General features: G+C 61.4%; 12 protein-coding genes and 1 pseudogene. 3 read left to right on the forward strand and 10 right to left on the reverse strand.

Going from position 1 to position 16,294, the window contains the following annotated elements; all coding sequences use genetic code 11:
- Positions 1-51 precede the first annotated feature (51 nt).
- The 3 genes from GV819_RS17560 to GV819_RS17570 are packed head-to-tail and all read left to right on the forward strand — an operon-like array spanning position 52 to position 5,893.
- The gene (locus GV819_RS17560) at positions 52-1,308 is read left to right on the forward strand and encodes a TolC family protein (RefSeq protein WP_161757313.1); all 1,257 of its coding nucleotides are present in this window, start codon (positions 52-54) and stop codon (positions 1,306-1,308) included.
- Positions 1,305-2,774, forward strand: a complete 1,470-nt coding sequence (locus GV819_RS17565; RefSeq protein WP_161757314.1) for an efflux RND transporter periplasmic adaptor subunit — start codon at positions 1,305-1,307, stop codon at positions 2,772-2,774. The genes GV819_RS17560 and GV819_RS17565 overlap by 4 nt, the downstream gene beginning before the upstream one ends.
- On the forward strand, positions 2,771-5,893 hold the full coding sequence (locus GV819_RS17570; protein WP_161757315.1) for an efflux RND transporter permease subunit: 3,123 nt from the start codon (positions 2,771-2,773) through the stop codon (positions 5,891-5,893). Before GV819_RS17565 ends, GV819_RS17570 begins: the two co-directional genes overlap by 4 nt.
- A gap of 40 nt (positions 5,894-5,933) precedes the next feature.
- On the opposite strand, the gene GV819_RS17575 is transcribed toward GV819_RS17570, so the two are convergent.
- The 10 genes and pseudogenes from GV819_RS17575 to GV819_RS17620 all read right to left on the reverse strand — a co-directional run.
- The gene (locus tag GV819_RS17575; RefSeq protein WP_161757316.1) at positions 5,934-6,899 is read right to left on the reverse strand and encodes a fatty acid desaturase family protein; all 966 of its coding nucleotides are present in this window, start codon (positions 6,897-6,899) and stop codon (positions 5,934-5,936) included.
- Positions 6,886-7,509: a phosphatase PAP2 family protein gene (locus tag GV819_RS17580; RefSeq protein ID WP_161757317.1), complete on the reverse strand. Its 624-nt coding sequence runs from the start codon at positions 7,507-7,509 to the stop codon at positions 6,886-6,888. Before GV819_RS17580 ends, GV819_RS17575 begins: the two co-directional genes overlap by 14 nt.
- Before the next feature lie 37 nt (positions 7,510-7,546).
- On the reverse strand, positions 7,547-8,638 hold the full coding sequence (locus tag GV819_RS17585; protein WP_161757318.1) for a glycosyltransferase family 1 protein: 1,092 nt from the start codon (positions 8,636-8,638) through the stop codon (positions 7,547-7,549).
- Positions 8,635-9,369, reverse strand: coding sequence for a diiron oxygenase (locus GV819_RS17590; RefSeq protein ID WP_161757319.1), 735 nt, complete (start codon positions 9,367-9,369; stop codon positions 8,635-8,637). Before GV819_RS17590 ends, GV819_RS17585 begins: the two co-directional genes overlap by 4 nt.
- A complete protein-coding gene (locus tag GV819_RS17595) occupies positions 9,366-10,400 on the reverse strand; it encodes a hypothetical protein (protein WP_161757320.1) in 1,035 nt (344 codons plus the stop codon). Before GV819_RS17595 ends, GV819_RS17590 begins: the two co-directional genes overlap by 4 nt.
- A 53-nt stretch (positions 10,401-10,453) precedes the next feature.
- Complete coding sequence (locus GV819_RS17600) at positions 10,454-11,515, reverse strand: glycosyltransferase (RefSeq protein ID WP_161757321.1); 1,062 nt, start codon at positions 11,513-11,515, stop codon at positions 10,454-10,456.
- Between the two features lie 778 nt (positions 11,516-12,293).
- Positions 12,294-12,554, reverse strand: coding sequence for a PAAR domain-containing protein (locus GV819_RS17605; RefSeq protein WP_161757322.1), 261 nt, complete (start codon positions 12,552-12,554; stop codon positions 12,294-12,296).
- Between the two features lie 18 nt (positions 12,555-12,572).
- Positions 12,573-14,167 (reverse strand): annotated as a pseudogene (locus tag GV819_RS17610) (type VI lipase adapter Tla3 domain-containing protein).
- 119 nt (positions 14,168-14,286) lie between these two features.
- Positions 14,287-15,879: a type VI lipase adapter Tla3 domain-containing protein gene (locus tag GV819_RS17615; protein ID WP_161757323.1), complete on the reverse strand. Its 1,593-nt coding sequence runs from the start codon at positions 15,877-15,879 to the stop codon at positions 14,287-14,289.
- The coding region (locus tag GV819_RS17620) for an effector protein Tle3 domain-containing protein (RefSeq protein ID WP_161757324.1) at positions 15,879-16,294 on the reverse strand (416 nt) is incomplete at its 5' end. The genes GV819_RS17615 and GV819_RS17620, both read right to left, overlap by 1 nt.

Below are 16,294 nucleotides of genomic sequence, written 5' to 3' on the forward strand. Positions count from 1 at the left end.
TGTGCGCCTGTCTCATGACGCGCGCAGTGGCTCATCACAGGAATCGTAGACATGAACTCCAAGTGCTGTTGCACAGGCTGGTCCCTCGTGGCTGGCTTGGCGGCTAGCGTGCTGGCATTGCCGACACTCGCCGCCGCGCTGACACTCAATGAAGCATTGCGGCTGGCCGAAAACGATGCACCGTCGCTCAGCGCACAAGACGCAAAAATCCAGGCGGCCAGCAGCGCGGCCATTCCCGCCGGGGAACTGCCTGATCCGAAGTTGTTATTGGGCGTCCAGAATTATCCGATTGGCGGACCCGAGCGCTGGAGTATCAACCAGGATTTCATGACCATGCAGATGGTCGGCGTTCGGCAAGAGATGCCCAACAGTGACAAGCGCAAAGCCCGCGTCGAGGTCGCCGATGCGGCCGTTGATCGAGCGACAGCCGAGCGGCAAGTCGAACGCTTGAAAGTCCGCCAGTCGGCGGCCTTGGCGTGGATCAGCAGTTACTTCGTTGAGCGTAAAGATGCACTGTTCCAGGACTTCTACCAAGAAAACCGTCTACTGAACGATACCGTTCGCGCGCAGATTGCCGGGGGTCGCGCGCAACCTGCCGATGCGGTTGCACCCAGGCAGGAAGCGGCCCGACTAGCGGAGCAGCAGGATGATCTGAGCCGCCAGCGAGCTCAAGCCCGGGCCGCTCTCAAGCGCTGGATTGGCCCGGCCGCCAATGATCGACCTGAAGGCCGACTGCCTGAGTGGCCTGTCGAAGCATCCGGCTACGCACATAAGCTGCAGCATCACCCTGAACTGGCAGCGTTTGCTCCGATGACCCGCGAAGCACAGGCCAAGGTTCGCGAAGCCGAGGCGGAAAAACAGTCTGACTGGAGTTGGGAGCTCGACTATCAGCATCGAGACCGGCAGTTCGGCGATATGGTCAGCGTTCAGCTTTCATGGGATCTACCGCTGTTTCCCGGCTCCCGCCAGAACCCCAGGATTGCCGCCAAGCACGCCGAGCTCAGGCAGATTGAGGCCGAGCGCGAAACCCTGTTACGCGAGCATACCCAGCAACTTGAGGAACAACTGGCGGACAGTGAACGCCTCAAGCGTGCCGTGCGCAGAGGCCAGGAGAGCCTGGTACCGCTGGCCAGGGAAAAGGTCGCACTGAGCATGGCCAGCTACCGTGCCGGCAAAGGCGACTTGATTGCAGTGGTCGCGGCCCGCCGCGAACTCATCGAAACGCGCCTCAAGCTGGTTGACGTCGAAGAACAGCAGGCGCTTAGCAGCGCTCGCCTGTATTACACCTATGGAGAGCCCACTCAATGAGCACAGCAAAATGGCAAAGCGCTGCGCTGTGCATGCTCTCGGCGGCCTTGGGAGTCGCCGGGGGGCTCTGGTGGGCAGCGTCGCGAATGGGCGAACAAGCACCGAATCCACTCCCCTCAAACGCTCGCATGCCGTTGTATTGGTATGACCCCATGTACCCGCAGCAAAAATTCGACAAGCCGGGCAAGTCGCCGTTCATGGACATGCAATTGGTTGCGCAGTACGCCGACGCCAAGGCGGACACTGCGGCGCTGCAGATTGATCCGAGCCTGACTCAGAATCTCGGTATGCGCCGCGCGAGTGTCACCCGTGGCGGGTTTTCCTCAAGCCTGGAGGTGGCCGGTGTATTGACCTTCAACGAGCGAGACGTTGCCGTCATTCAGGCCCGCGCTGCAGGTTTTGTTGAGCGGGTCTATGCCCGTGCCCCTGGCGATGTACTCAAGGCCAATGCCGCCTTGGCGGATATTCTGGTACCAGAGTGGGCGGCGGCGCAGGAAGAGTTCCTGGCCCTGAAGCGCCATGGCGATGCTGCTTTGCTGGCGGCGGCACGCCAGCGATTGCAGCTTAGCGGGATGCCTGCAGCACTGATCGCCCAGGTCGAGCGCAGCGGCAGAGTCCAACCGATCCTGACCCTTGCCAGCCCTATCGGGGGAGCGCTTCAGGAGCTGAACGTGCGACAAGGCATGACCGTGGCCCCAGGAGCGACACTGGCCCGCGTCAATGGCTTGAGCAGTGTCTGGCTGGCCGTGGCCGTTGCGCAAGCGCAAGCGGGATCCATCGCCATGGGAGAAACCGCCGAAGCCCATTTCCCGGCGTTTCCAGGAGAGTCCATCAAGGGTGTCATCAGTGCGATTCTCCCGGATACCAACCCTGACAGCCGAACACTTCGCGTGCGTATCGAACTGCCCAATCCACAAGGTCGTCTACGGCCGGGAATGACCGCGCAGGTCAGTCTGCATCGTTCAACCGAGCAAAGTGTGTTGTGGGTGCCCAGTGAGGCTGTCATTCGCACGGGCCGGCGGAGCTTGGTGATGCTGGCCGAAGACGCTGGCCGCTATCGCCCGGTAGAGGTGCAGCCAGGGCCCGACAACGACGGCAAGACGGTGATTTTGAAAGGCCTGGAAGAAGGCCAGCAGGTGGTGAGCTCCGGCCAGTTCCTGCTCGACTCGCAGGCAAGTCTCAAAGGCATTGTTGCAAACTCGCTGGAAGTCTTGCCGTCCGTTGCAGCCGCCCCTTCCCTGCATGAGGCGCAGGGTCAGATTGTCGCGATCGACGACAGACAAGTCACTCTCGCCCATGGCCCTTTCAGAACCTTGGGCATGCCTGGCATGACCATGACCTTGCCCCTGGCCAATCCAGCCCTGGCCCAGGATCTCAAGGCGGGCGATAAGGTGCGGATCGCGGTCAGTCAAACCGATGACGGTTTGCGTGTCGAGCGCTTGCAGCGTTCTGGGAGCCAACCATGATTGCCGCCCTTATTCGCTGGTCGGTGGCCAATCGCTTTCTGGTGCTGCTGGCCACGCTGTTCCTCAGCGCCTGGGGCGTCTGGTCGGTGCAGAGCACGCCCATCGATGCACTGCCGGATCTCTCCGATGTGCAGGTGATCATCCGCACTCCCTACGCCGGTCAAGCTCCGCAGATCGTTGAAAACCAGGTGACCTACCCGTTGGCCAGCACCATGCTCTCGGTGCCAGGAGCGAAAACCGTGCGCGGCTATTCGTTTTTCGGCGACAGCTTCGTGTACGTGCTGTTCGAAGACGGTACCGATATGTACTGGGCGCGCTCGCGGGTGCTGGAGTACCTGAGCCAGGTACAAAGTCGTCTTCCAGCCAGTGCCAAACCCGCCTTGGGCCCGGACGCCACCGGCGTTGGCTGGATTTTCCAATACGCCTTGGTGGATCGCAGCGGTGGGCATGACCTGGCGCAACTGCGGGCGCTGCAGGACTGGTTTCTCAAGTTCGAGCTGAAGACCCTGCCGAACGTTGCGGAAGTGGCAACCATAGGCGGCATGGTCAAGCAGTATCAGGTGCAACTCGACCCGCTGAAGTTGGCCAACCTGGGGATCACCCAGTCGGAGGTAAGCAATGCTATCGGCAGGGCCAACCAGGAAACCGGAGGGGCGGTGCTGGAAATGGCCGAGACCGAGTTCATTGTGCGAGCCTCTGGCTACCTGAAGACCCTCAATGACTTTCGAGCGATCCCGCTCAAGCTGGGCAGCGCGGGGGTACCGGTCACCCTGGGTGACGTCGCCACTGTCCAGCTGGGTCCGGAAATGCGCCGTGGCATCAGCGAACTTGATGGTGAAGGTGAGACCGTCGGCGGTGTGATCGTCCTGCGCAGCGGCAAGAATGCTCGTGAAACCATCGCCGCGGTAAAGGCCAAGCTCGATGAACTGAAAAGCAGCCTGCCGGCGGGCGTGGAAATCGTCACGACCTACGATCGCAGCAAGCTCATTGACCGCGCGGTGGAAAACCTCAGCCACAAGTTGCTTGAAGAATTCATCGTGGTTGCGTTGGTGTGCGGGATCTTCCTCTGGCACTTGCGCTCGTCGCTGGTGGCGATCATCTCCTTGCCGGTAGGTGTGCTGATCGCCTTCATCGTCATGCGCCAGCAAGGGCTCAACGCCAACATCATGTCCCTGGGTGGCATCGCAATTGCCATCGGGGCCATGGTGGACGCGGCAGTGGTGATGATCGAGAACGCCCACAAGAAGGTCGAGGCCTGGCATCTGGCCCATCCTGGAGCGGTACTGAAGGGTGAGCAGCACTGGCACGTAATGACCGAGGCCGCGACCGAAGTGGGACCTGCACTGTTCTTCTGCCTCTTGATCATCACCTTGTCGTTTATCCCCGTGTTCACTCTGCAAGCCCAGGAAGGACGCCTGTTCGGTCCGTTGGCGTTCACCAAAACCTATGCCATGGCTGCGGCGGCCGGACTGTCGGTGACCCTGGTGCCGGTGCTGATGGGGTATTGGATTCGAGGGCGGATCCCCAATGAACAGCAGAACCCACTCAACCGCTGGTTGATCCGCCTCTACCAGCCGGCCCTGGACGCCGTGCTGCGCCGGCCCGGAGTCACCCTGCTGGTCGCGTTACTTGTCTGCATCAGTGCGTTGTGGCCGATCTCACGGCTGGGTGGTGAATTTCTGCCGCCACTGGATGAGGGAGACCTGCTCTACATGCCATCCGCCTTGCCGGGATTGTCAGCACAGAAAGCCGCACAACTGCTGCAACAGACCGACAGGATGATCAAGACCGTACCCGAGGTTGAGCACGTCTTCGGTAAAGCCGGTCGCGCAGAGTCCGCGACTGATCCGGCACCGTTGGAGATGTTCGAAACCACCATCCAGTTCAAGCCACATGAACAATGGCGTCCCGGCATGACCCAGGAAAAGCTGGTGCAAGAGCTGGACCGGGTGGTGCGCGTGCCTGGATTGAGCAACATCTGGATACCGCCGATTCGTAACCGCATCGACATGCTGGCCACGGGCATAAAGAGCCCCATCGGCGTGAAGGTTGCCGGTACTCAACTCATGGATATAGATACCGTCACCCAGGCCATCGAACGAGCAGCCAAGGACGTGCCTGGGGTCAGTTCGGCTCTGGCCGAGCGACTGACCGGAGGCCGTTACATCGACATAGACATCGACCGCCAGGCCGCCGCCCGCTATGGGCTGAACATCGCTGACGTGCAATCCATCGTGGCCGGGGCTATCGGCGGTGAAAACATCGGGGAGACCATTGAAGGGCTTGCGCGCTTCCCGATCAACCTGCGTTACCCTCGTGAGTGGCGTGATTCGCTCACGGCCCTGGAGCAACTACCGATCTATACCCCGCTGGGTAGCCAGATCACCCTGGGCATGGTGGCCAGGATCAAGGTCAGCGACGGAACGCCAATGCTCAAAAGCGAGAATGCGCGACCTTCAGGCTGGGTGTACATCGATGTGCGCGGTCGGGACATTGCCTCTGTGGTCGCCGACCTGCGTCGCGTTGTCAGTGAGCAGGTCACCTTGCAACCCGGCATGAGCCTGAGCTACTCCGGACAGTTCGAGTTTCTCGAACGGGCCAACGCACGCCTGAAACAGGTGGTGCCTGCCACTCTGCTGATTATCTTCGTGCTGCTCTACCTGACCTTCGCGCGCTTCGATGAGGCGTTGTTGATCATGGCCACGCTGCCGTTTGCACTCGCTGGCGGAGCGTGGTTTCTATATCTCCTGGGCTTCAACCTATCCGTCGCCACGGCGGTCGGTTTTATCGCCCTGGCCGGTGTTTCTGCCGAGTTTGGCGTGATCATGCTGCTCTACTTGAAGAACGCCTGGGCCGCACGGGAAGACCTCGGCGACAGCACTGAAAGCGGACTGCTGGCGGCGATTCGTGAAGGGGCGGTACAGCGTGTTCGCCCCAAGGCCATGACTGTGGCGGTGATCCTTGCAGGACTCTTGCCCATCCTGTTGGGCAGCGGTACCGGTAGCGAGGTGATGAGCCGTATCGCGGCCCCCATGGTCGGCGGCATGATCACCGCCCCACTGCTTTCTCTGTTTGTCCTTCCGGCCGCCTATCGCCTGATGCGCCGGCGATCCTTCTGAGCCAACGCCTCGCCCGGCGCCTTGAAACGCCGGGCCGACGTCAGGCTGCGGGCGCTTTGCGCGTCGGGTAACTAACGTCCCGCAGTACCCCAACGTAGCCGTTGTAGAGATTGGCGGCTGGCAGCAACTGCCGGGCCGCCAATTGCTCATGCACGCTGCGCAAGTGGTAGAACGGCATGCGCACATAGAGGTGGTGCTCGATGTGGTAGTGGATGGCGTGCGGGCCGAACACAAAGGTCTGCCAGTTCGCCCGCACAATGCTGCGGGCATTCTGGCTCTGGTCTGCGCTGACAGGCATGCCGGCGTGCTCCATGATTGCCCGCACCCGGCCCAGCAGCGGCAGCAGGGTGATCGCCGGCAGCAGCCACAACCCCAGGTAGAACCAGGGGTGCCCGCTCCAGCTCAGCAGGCCGAACAGCAATCCGTTGCCAGCCACCATCGACAAGACTTCCCCCAGCACCTGGCCACGGGTTTTATCGACCCTGGGCATGATTGCGCGATAGTCGCCCCGGGCGAACCTGAAAGCGCTGATGAAGTAGCCCACGCCACACAAGTCCGCCAGTAGCCGGGTGGCCAGCTTGCCCCGGGGCAGCGGGTAATCCCCCAGGCCAAACACCCCGACCACCGGGTCGTCATGCTCCATGGGGTGGCGATGATGCTTCAGGTGCCCGGCACGGTAGGTTTGCAGCGACAGAAACAGTGGGCCTGCGGCACACCATTGGCCGACCAGGTCATTGAGCTTCTGCGAGTGCAGCAGCACGCCATGGGCGCTCTCATGCATGATCACCGCCAGCGCCAACTGGCTGCGGGCAATGATCAGTGCCGCCAACAGGTAGGTCACGGGATGCGGCCAGAGCGCGGCACAGGTGAACGCGGCGGCGATCAAGATCCAGTCGGCCAGCAGCGCCAGCAGGCTGATCCAGGGTTTGAGGGCAAACAGCTCGGCGGCGGGAACAAAGGCATTCAACCCCCGGTTGTCACCGGCGCGAGATCTAGGCTGGGGCACGGGCACTGCTTCCTTGTGTTTGGGTGGCCAGGGCGCAGGCCAGGGCCAGCAGCACGCCGCCTGCGACATCGATCAGCGTGTGTTGCTTGAGGGTCAGGGTCGACAGGCAGATCAGCAAGCCGCCGAGGCCGACCAACCAGCGGTAGCGAACACGCCAGAGTGCCCGACAGGCCAGGCAAGTCACTGCCACATGCAGGCTGGGGCAGCCATTGGACGCCCGGTCCAACTGCCATAGGCGGCTCAGGCGTTGTTGCACAAAGGCGTTGTCGAGCGAGCCGATGTCCGGCCTGGGAATGAACTCGGGAAACAGCCAAAAACACAGGATCGCCACTGCAAAAGCGATCCCGGTGGCGTTCCTGAAAGCCCTGAAGGCATCGGCGCTGGCGTAGGCCGCCGCCAGCGGCACCAAGGGAAAAAACAGCACATACACCCACCACGACTGGGCAATGAACGGGATCAGCTGATCCAGCGGCGTGACCCAGTTGTAGCGCGGCGTAATCAGGCGTTGCAGGCCAATGAAAATACTCAGGCCCAGCAACAGCCCCAGCAGCGCAACCAGCGCCTGCCGATAATTGGGGCCCGGGGTCAGGTGCTGCAAGGGCTTGCCCATGGCGGCTCGCTTGTCGGGTGGATGAATGTCGGCGCACTCACAGGCTGAGCAAGCGGCTGACCCAGGCGTCGATCCGCGCCTGGGCGCACGCCCTGCCCGGCGCGCCGGTGGGCTCAGGCGCGGCAACTGCGCTCAACTGCATCGCCGCCTGGGCCACCTGACGGCGAAAATCAGCGGCGTCGCCGCGCCAGGTCACCACCCGGTGCAACAGCTGCAACTGGGCGGCGCGCGCGGCATTGCTGGCCTGTTCGGGCTGATCGCTGAGGACCAGGATGATCGGTCGCCGATAGACCTGGGCGATCGACAGTGCAGCCATGCCCGGTGCCGACACCAGCAGTTGCGCCTGCGCCGCGCGACTGGCCCAGAGCGGATCAACCGCAAGCCAGCCACTGCGCCCGGCGTAGCCCTCCCCCACCAAATGCGCGGCCAGGCCGGCATCCGTCAGGCCGGCGCTCAAGGCAGCGGCCAGGCTGGGCTCACTGAAATGCGGGTTGAGGTACACCGCAGCGCCATCGGCGGCTGCCGGCAACGTGGAGGCCAAGGCCACCGGGGTGGGCAGGCGATACAAGGCCGGGGCGTTGGCATCATCGACCTCATAGGCGAAATCATGCTCGATGCAGGCACGCGCCGCGCCTATCTGGCGGCCGACGATCCAGCCGAACAGCCGCCCGAACTGGCGCGGCCACATGCCATCAAAATTGTTCAGCAGCGCGACCTTGAGGCTCGCCCCGTACACATGCACGACCTTGCGCCGCCAACCGGGCAGCATGCCCATGTACAGCAACGCCGGGTGGAAGGAGTCATTGATCACCAGGTCGGCGCTGCGCAGTCGGCGCCCCAGGCGCAGGATGTCCCGCAGCATCCGGCTTGGGCGAAACAGGTAATGCGCGACATTCCGATTGGTGGCCTTGCGCAACATGTTCTGCTCGCTGTCGAACTGCACCGCATAGTGCGGCGAGAGCAACTCGGCCTCAATGCCGAAGGGCTGGAGAAAACGCTGTCCCTGCTCCGAGGTGGTCAGTACCTCGACCTGTGCCCCGGCCTCACGCAGTGCATGCACCAGCAGTTGCGCGCGCATCAAGTGGCCACGCGCATCGGCCGTGGCCAGGTAGAGAATCCGTGAACTCATCGGGCAGTGCCACCCAGGCCGCCAAACACCCAGCCGGCGAGGTACATCGCCAGTGCACCGGTCACGCCAAAACTCGCATCGACGCGGCGAATGTCCTTGAGCAACGGGGCCAGGTGCACCGTTTCATGCGGCGCCACGATGCGCCGCAGGGTGTTCTCGCACAGGCGGACGTGGGCTTTCTCATCGTTCAGCACCCGTGACAACAACGGATACAGCCCATGCCCGGCGCCGATGACCGCACAGTGGCGGCTCAATACCCGCTCGGCCATCTGCTCGGCACACAGCCCCGTCGCGTAGGCCGGCACCAGCAGGCCGTGCTCGAAATGCGCCGCGTAGCGACGTGCCAGGCGTTGCCAACGCAGGATCTTGCGCCGGCTGAGCCAGTCCGGCTGCAGGCGGATTGCGCCATCATCGCCCAGGAGCTGCAAGGCCTCGGCAAACATCGCCACGTGCCGACGCTCATCGGCCAGGTGCTGTTCAACCTGGCGTTCGAGCCAGGACGGCGACTGCGGCAGCAACTGCTCCAGCAACGCGCGCTCGGTGGCGTCTTCGCCCGCCAGGTACATGCGCAATAACAACCGCTCGCCGCGCGGACTGCGGTGCAGGCGCTGCAGCGCGGCGCGCTTGATGCGGTCCACCAGGCGCGCTTGCACGGCACCCAGGCCCTGGGCCTTGGGCATGCTCAGGCAACTGAAATCCACCGCGCTCGCGTGGTGCTCGCTCACACTCATTGCCGCGGCTGCTGGGTAGAGTCGGTCACAACGGAGGCCGGTGCCGCCTGTGAGCTACGGTGCCAGGCCAGGATCAGGCCGATGAAGCTGTCGCGCATGAACGCAGAGCCGGCGGCCGGAGCCGTGGCAAAGGCCTCTTCACGACCGTTGTAACGCAGGTAACCCTTACCGTTGACCGCACCCAACTCCAGGCTGTCGTGCTTGTTCAAACCGCGCTGGCGCACGTCCTGCAGCAGCGGGCTGTGCTCAAGGCCAAACACAAACAGTTGGCGCTGCACCACCCACACCGGGATCTGACTGCTCAGGGCCTGCAGATCGAGGTTCCAGGTGCCCTTGGCCAGCAGTTGATCCAACTCGGTATTGTCCGCTTGTGCCGAGGTGAAGCTGGCGCGCATCAACGCCTTCGACACCCGGCCAACGCCCAGGGCGATGGTGATGTCATCGGCGCTAGGGTTCTGCTCATCGCTGGGGCGGACCACGACGAAATAGCTGGCCACCCGTGCAGCCATGGACGGCTGCGCCAAGACCTTGCGCGCCTGCTCGGCGCTGAACAGCACGCGCTCGCCGTGGCCTTCGCGAACACTGATCTGATAAGGGTCAAGGACAATGTCACTGAACTTGCCACGCACGGGTGCGTGCACATAGGTATCGGACTTCCACTCTTTGCCCGAACGCCGCAGCAGCACCTGCAAGCTCAGAGGCACACGCTGGCCATCGGCGGCGATGCCACTGCCGTGTAGCAGCACGTCGCCGATCACGGTCTTGCTGCCGTGGTTGGCGTCGCTGCCAATCACGATGGCGTGGGCTTGCGGATCGACACTGGCCGAAGCATCCGCCACGTCCAGGGCGATGCGGTTGCAGTTACTGTCGGCACTGCGGGTGAGCGCTTCAGCGCAACCACTGGTCGAGGCGAAGTGATACACCCCGCGGCCGCTGAACTCGGCGGCCGCGGCGCTGGCCTGGCCACTCAGGGCCAGCAACGCCAGGCACGCCATGGAGTAACCGAACGAGGCGAACGAAGATGTTTTCATGGGAACTTCCTGTAGGCACGCAACTGGCGTGCGACGATGCGGCGCGACACGGATCAATCCAGGTTGCGGTGATAGGACAGAGCTTCACTGTGCCGGGCGCTGCTGCGACCGACGGATAGGCCGCAGCCACGAACCACCGCGCCGGCAGTATCGAGCAACGACATGCCGATGACGATGGCCGTCGCCCCAAGGCGCCGCAGTCCGCGCAGCGGCGGCAAGTCTTGATGGTTGAGGGCGCGCAGGCTGTAGCCCAGTCGCCCGACCATCACGCACAACGGCCCGAGTGGCCCGCTGCGCCCGAGCCATTGCAGCCAGCCCGGCATATAGGCGCGAACCAGGTAAGGCGTCAGGTCGACACTGTCGCCGCCGCGGAGCCAGCGCAGCTTGACCACTTCGCCATGGCTGTCGGGCAGGCGATGCTCGGTATGCGCGCCCGGTGCATAGGCAACCGCCACGCCGGCGGCTTGCAGACGCAGGCCCATGACCTGGCAATGGGCGCGGTAAACGCCATCGAGCGGCTCATAGCGGTACTGCTCGAACGTGTCACAGCGAAAAGCCACGTTGTTGGCATAAAAGTTACGCGTGGCGCCGTGGCGCAACGGGCTGGGGAAATACATGAAGTCGATGGCGGTCAGGGCACTGCCGGTGACGCTTGGCGCATAACTGGTACGCCCAGCGACCGCCACCGGGGCATCGGCTTGGGCGAACGGCGCGAGCAATTGCTCCAGCCACTGGGCACAGGGGATGCAATCGGCATCGGCGAAAACCACATACTCGCAGCGCGCCTGGTCGACACAGTCGAAGCCGACATTCTTGGCATCGTAGTAGCCGGTGCGCGCATCGATTTCGACGAAGTCCAGCGCCCGCCCGGCCAACGTACACAGCGCCTGGCGCGCCTGCAGGTCGAGGCCGTCGTGGGTAATGACCCACTGGGCAAAGGCTGGTGCTGGCACACTCTGGCGGGCCAACCGGGCGATCAGCCGTTCGAGGCTGTTCAAAGCCGCCACGGCATCACTGCCGCCGCGCAGATTGTTGGTCTCCAGCACCAGCGCAGTATTGGCGGCAATCCTCTCCAGGCACTTGAGCCTGTCATCGCGGTGCGGCGACAGCGACATCCGGGTTGTCGTTTCTTGGCTATCCATTTCGGCGTATCTCTGAAAAAGGCAGGACTGCTCGCCGGCCTTGCTTGCCGGATTAGACCAGTAACTCGGGGGCGTCACGGGCGCAATCACAGCATTATTCCCGAGATTATTCAAATGCCGACTGCGCTCGCCACCCCATACTCCCGGCCCGGTCCTTACTCATCGACAGTAGGTTTGCCTGGCCAGCAACCTGCATGGTCGGCCAATCCACTCGGGGGCGAGACTGGCAATCTTGAGCATTTCTTCGAGCCAGGCACAGCGCCGGATCCTCGACTTGCCGCACACCGCCCTCCTCTATTTCGCAGAACTCCAGGAGGGTGCTGGAGACCGGATAAACATCCGACTCTTCATGCTTCAGTACTCCGCCGGAAAATCGCCTGCTGATAGATTGCCTCCCGTAGCACATTGACACCGTGCTGGCGCATCGACTCGAACAAAAACGGATCACCCGGGTTCGTGCAGTGCAAGAGATAGCGAGCAACGGATGACTTGCCGTCAGGCAGCAGATAATCCACTGGCAAGCCGGTCGGATGGGGCTCCCGCTCGGGCCTTAGGGCCAACGAACAAATCGCCTCCTAACGATCAGTAAAAATCACCACAGTCGGTGAACTGAGGCGGAGCAGCCTGAGCCAGAACAGCCAGGTACAGACAGAGCCAGGCAAGCATGGCGCGATGAAACCTGTTCATCAGCCCCCTTGGCCTCGCTCGTCGTTCAGTTGTTGATGGGTGACGCGAAGCATCCTTCACCTGACTAACTTGCCGCGCTGCCTTTGGGACCACTGGCGATCAGGCTGGCGCCACAGGCGGTTTTCATCCCATCAAGCGCCACCGCAATACCGCCTACATCCAACAGGGCACTGCCCTCTGAAATAGCAAACACGCCCTTGCACAAGGGGCACACGACCTTGTGCCCTACTCCCGCCATGGGCTTGCCGTTCAAGTCGGTCTGGTTGAATGCTTCAATGACCGTGCCGCCGTGGCTGGTACTGTCGCCAAGTCGAACGATGTCCATAACCTCTCCTTTGCACACTTACAAATCATCCAGCCAATTCTGTTTCAGTTGCAGCTCAACCTGAAACGCTTCCAGCGTGTGGTCCTCCATGAACGGCATCTGCGATGCGGCAGTAAGCACAGAGCTGGTTTTACTGAGTTGCAACTGCTACTGCCGAGGGTTTACGGCATCAGCGTCACCCGGAAAGGATTATTACCGACAGGCTTTTTACCCGGCGTCGGAGAGGTAACCGCAATGATCGTTGCCTGGTCCTTGCGACGCATGGGCATCACCACGCTGGTGTCGGCGTTCTGGTAACTGGCCATGGTGGCCAAGGCAATGCCGACGAAGGGTGAGGCAGCTCCGGTATCGCCCAAGCGCTGGGTCAGGTCGTAGCTTTCACGGGAGTCCAGCAGGTCCAGGGCGCTATGGGCAATGGTGAGGGCCGGCATCAGTTCGGCCAGTGGCACACTGTTCAAACCGCCGTCGTAGAACAACCGGGCCGGTGCTGGGGCAATCCCGTCGATGGCTTTTTTCCAACCTGCGGCCAGTTGCGCACTCAGGGCTTCGCGCTTGAGACGTTCGCCGTTGTCCGGGCGCTGCAGGGAAACGGTGACCGGGCGATGGATCTGGGCCAGCACCGGCAAGGCGTCCCATTGCTCAAGGGCGCGTTCGGTCCAGGGCTGGGGGATGAACTCCGATGACTGAAAGTCCACGGCCGGTTTACGCCAACCCCAGCCGGTGAACTCGGGATCGATCTTGTTCTTGTTGACCTTGGTAAAAGGGGCGTAGTAGCGCAGCCACTCGACGCGTTCGGGGCGGCCGATGACCAGGGCGACCATCGCATCAGTTAATTTGTCAGGTTGACGCGGCCCAGCAACGGCCCCGAGCGATCTCAGAGTAACGTCCTTACTTGATAGCGCACCTAACATACTGATGCCTTCGACGTTATAAATCAGCACAGCAGGAAGGTCTGGATTGAGCTCGAACAATTGGAACAGGTTTTCTACCAAGCCCTCGGGAGTGTCATTGCAAACAGTGCCATCCTGCACATTACGGATTCTATGCCAATGCAAACCCGCGTCCGTACGATAACTGTTCACCATGCTGGTCAACATCTCCTGAGTTCTTTCAGGCCTAAAACGCAAGTTAGGAGTTTGAGAGTTCCAACCACGAACCACTGTGATAGTGGGGATTGGCCACTTCTCTATAAAATCCCGCAACCCCAGCTCCAGAGCATCCGCCTTACGCTTGTCATAGGCCATATCCTTATCATCGGCAGTCTGGGGATACTTCTTCGGGTCCATGGGCAAGATACTGCCGACATGCAGTGACTCCGTTTGCTTCGCACTCTGCTCTTGCAAAGCCTGCCAGGTCTGCCCTTGACGAAATACATCCAGGCTCATGCCGATGCTGAGCACATCCAGGGTTTCCAATCGAGGCGAAGTGGTCGGAGCTCGGTAGCGGGTATCAGCTGACATGTCAGACGTCTTCTTGCCAAGAGGATAAGCAGCTACAGGCGTTGCCTGGCTGGCAAAGCAGCGAATAGGCGTGAGCGGATCTTCTGTGGCCAGAGTCACGCCACTGCTCAACAGCAAACCAGCCATGGACAAACAGGTGAATACCGAACGCATCACCGTTCTGCCTTGAGTGGTGGAGTCGCCGAATCGAATGCTATCCATGGCCATGCCTGTCCGTTTGTCCTGAGCGGACGGCATTTGCCGTCCGGGTATTGGCGTGCTGGGGCCGAGGCTTACAAATCATCCATCCAGTCACCCTTGGGTTTCAGGCTGGCCACGAATTCTTCGATTGCGTAATCGTCGTTCTCAAATTTCGCCAATGAAGGGGCTGCCGGTTTGCTTGCGGGCGCGGGTTGCTTAGTGTCAGTGCTGGCGGTTTGTGGCATCAGGTTGACGCCGAACCTGTTGTCGAGCGGTTTTTTCCCCGGCGTCGGTGAGGTGACCGCAATGATCGTTGCCTGGTCCTTGCGACGCAGGGGCATCACCACGCTGGTGTCGGCGTTCTGGTAACTGGCCATGGTGGCCAAGGCAATGCCGACGAAAGGTGAGGCTGCGCCGGTATCGCCCAGGCGTTGGGTCAGGTCGTAGCTTTCACGGGAGTCCAGCAGGTCCAGGGCGCTATGGGCAATGGTGAGCGCCGGCATCAGTTCGGCCAGTGGCACGCTGTTCAAACCGCCGTCGTAGAACAGCCGGGCCGGTGTTGGGGTAATCCCGTCGATGGCTTTTTTCCAACCTGCGGCCAGTTGCGCACTCAGGGCTTCGCGCTTGAGACGTTCGCCATTGTCCGGGCGCTGCAGGGAAACGGTGACCGGGCGATGGATCTGGGCCAGGACCGGCAAGGCGTCCCATTGTTCGAAGGCGCGTTCGGTCCAGGGCTGGGGGATGAACTCTGAAGGTTGGAACTCCACGGCCGGTTTACGCCAACCCCAGCCGGTGAACTCGGGATCGATCTTGTTCTTGTTGATCTTGGTGAAGGGTGCGTAGTAACGCAGCCATTCGACACGCTCGGGGCGGCCGATGACCAGGGCGACCATTGAATCGGTGAGTTCGTCAGGTAAGCGAGGACCATTTCCCTGACCAATTGGCCAAGTATTTTTATCCTTGTTTGCAAGAGCAAAAGTCATGTTATGACCTTCAGCGCTATAAACCAATATTGCCGGCAAGTCTGGATTACGCTCGAATATTAGGAAAAGCTTTTCAAGCAACTCCTCAGAGGTATTACTACAGACAACTCCATCAGAGAAATTACGAATACGGTGCCAATGCAGCCCAGCAGGTGTTCGCATGTTATTAACCATGACCGACAAACTGCGCCGAGTTCTTTCAGGCGTAAAACGTAAATTCGGCGTCTCAGGGCTCCAATCACCTACTACAGTGATGGTGGGGATCGGCCACTTTTCCAAAAAATCTCGCAATCCCATTTCCAAGGCATCCGCCTTGCGTTTATCCCAAGCCATATCCTTATCACTGGCAGTTACCGGGTACTTCTTTGGATCCATGGGCAGGATACTGCCGACATGCAGTGACTCCGTTTGCTTCGCACTCTGCTCTTGCAAAGCCTGCCAGGTCTGCCCCTGCCGAAATACATCCAGGCTCATGCCGATGCTGAGCACATCCAAAGTTTCCAAGCGAGGCGAAGTAGTGGGTGCACGGTAGCGAGTTTCAACGGTCATAGTGGAAGCCTTCTTGGCCGAGCTATAAGCAGTCACGGGCGTGGCCGAACTGGCAAAGCAGCGAATGGATGTCAGTGGGGATTCGGCGGCCTGAATCAGTGGGCTGGTCAGTAGCAAGCCGGAGAGAGACCAGTACCTAAGCATGCTGCGCATCAGACGGGCCCTCCAAAGCGGACGGGGTTGCCCGCTCTGCGTCCCGCCAGAGACTGAGTAGCTACCAGGGAGGGCATTTTGTCCTTTACAGCAGCCGGCAATTCACCATTCGTGCGATACATTGCTGTCGAGTCAATCAGGTCAAGATTCCTGGGCTCCTCATGACGATAAAGTATCTCTACCGCCTCATCCGGCAGGTCTTGCTCCGAACTCTTTCCCTCATACCCTCCACCATCCGTACTCTCCCAATCCAACCGCCAATCCGCCACCCGACACAAATACGCATAGAACGTCACATCATCCACGCTCTCTCCCGCCCCAATCGCCACGTCATAGGCCAGCACTCGCCGGCTATGGTCAGGGTTGTTGGGAATCGCCGAGTGAAACGACAGTGCCTCTTCATGCTCCCCGTTCT

The sequence above is a fragment of the Pseudomonas sp. Fl5BN2 genome, from assembly GCF_009908205.1.
In the GTDB taxonomy this organism is placed as follows: domain Bacteria; phylum Pseudomonadota; class Gammaproteobacteria; order Pseudomonadales; family Pseudomonadaceae; genus Aquipseudomonas.

What these genes read in the sequence shown, in the direction of transcription:
- GV819_RS17615 (WP_161757323.1), bottom strand. Translation starts at nt 15,879, where the DNA reads ATGCGCAGCATGCTTAGGTACTGGTCTCTCTCCGGCTTGCTACTGACC.
- GV819_RS17600 (WP_161757321.1), bottom strand. Translation starts at nt 11,515, where the DNA reads ATGTCGCTGTCGCCGCACCGCGATGACAGGCTCAAGTGCCTGGAGAGG.
- GV819_RS17585 (WP_161757318.1), bottom strand. Translation starts at nt 8,638, where the DNA reads ATGAGTTCACGGATTCTCTACCTGGCCACGGCCGATGCGCGTGGCCAC.
- GV819_RS17605 (WP_161757322.1), bottom strand. Translation starts at nt 12,554, where the DNA reads ATGGACATCGTTCGACTTGGCGACAGTACCAGCCACGGCGGCACGGTC.
- GV819_RS17595 (WP_161757320.1), bottom strand. Translation starts at nt 10,400, where the DNA reads ATGAAAACATCTTCGTTCGCCTCGTTCGGTTACTCCATGGCGTGCCTG.
- GV819_RS17580 (WP_161757317.1), bottom strand. Translation starts at nt 7,509, where the DNA reads ATGGGCAAGCCCTTGCAGCACCTGACCCCGGGCCCCAATTATCGGCAG.
- GV819_RS17565 (WP_161757314.1), top strand. Translation starts at nt 1,305, where the DNA reads ATGAGCACAGCAAAATGGCAAAGCGCTGCGCTGTGCATGCTCTCGGCG.
- GV819_RS17570 (WP_161757315.1), top strand. Translation starts at nt 2,771, where the DNA reads ATGATTGCCGCCCTTATTCGCTGGTCGGTGGCCAATCGCTTTCTGGTG.
- GV819_RS17560 (WP_161757313.1), top strand. Translation starts at nt 52, where the DNA reads ATGAACTCCAAGTGCTGTTGCACAGGCTGGTCCCTCGTGGCTGGCTTG.
- GV819_RS17590 (WP_161757319.1), bottom strand. Translation starts at nt 9,369, where the DNA reads ATGAGTGTGAGCGAGCACCACGCGAGCGCGGTGGATTTCAGTTGCCTG.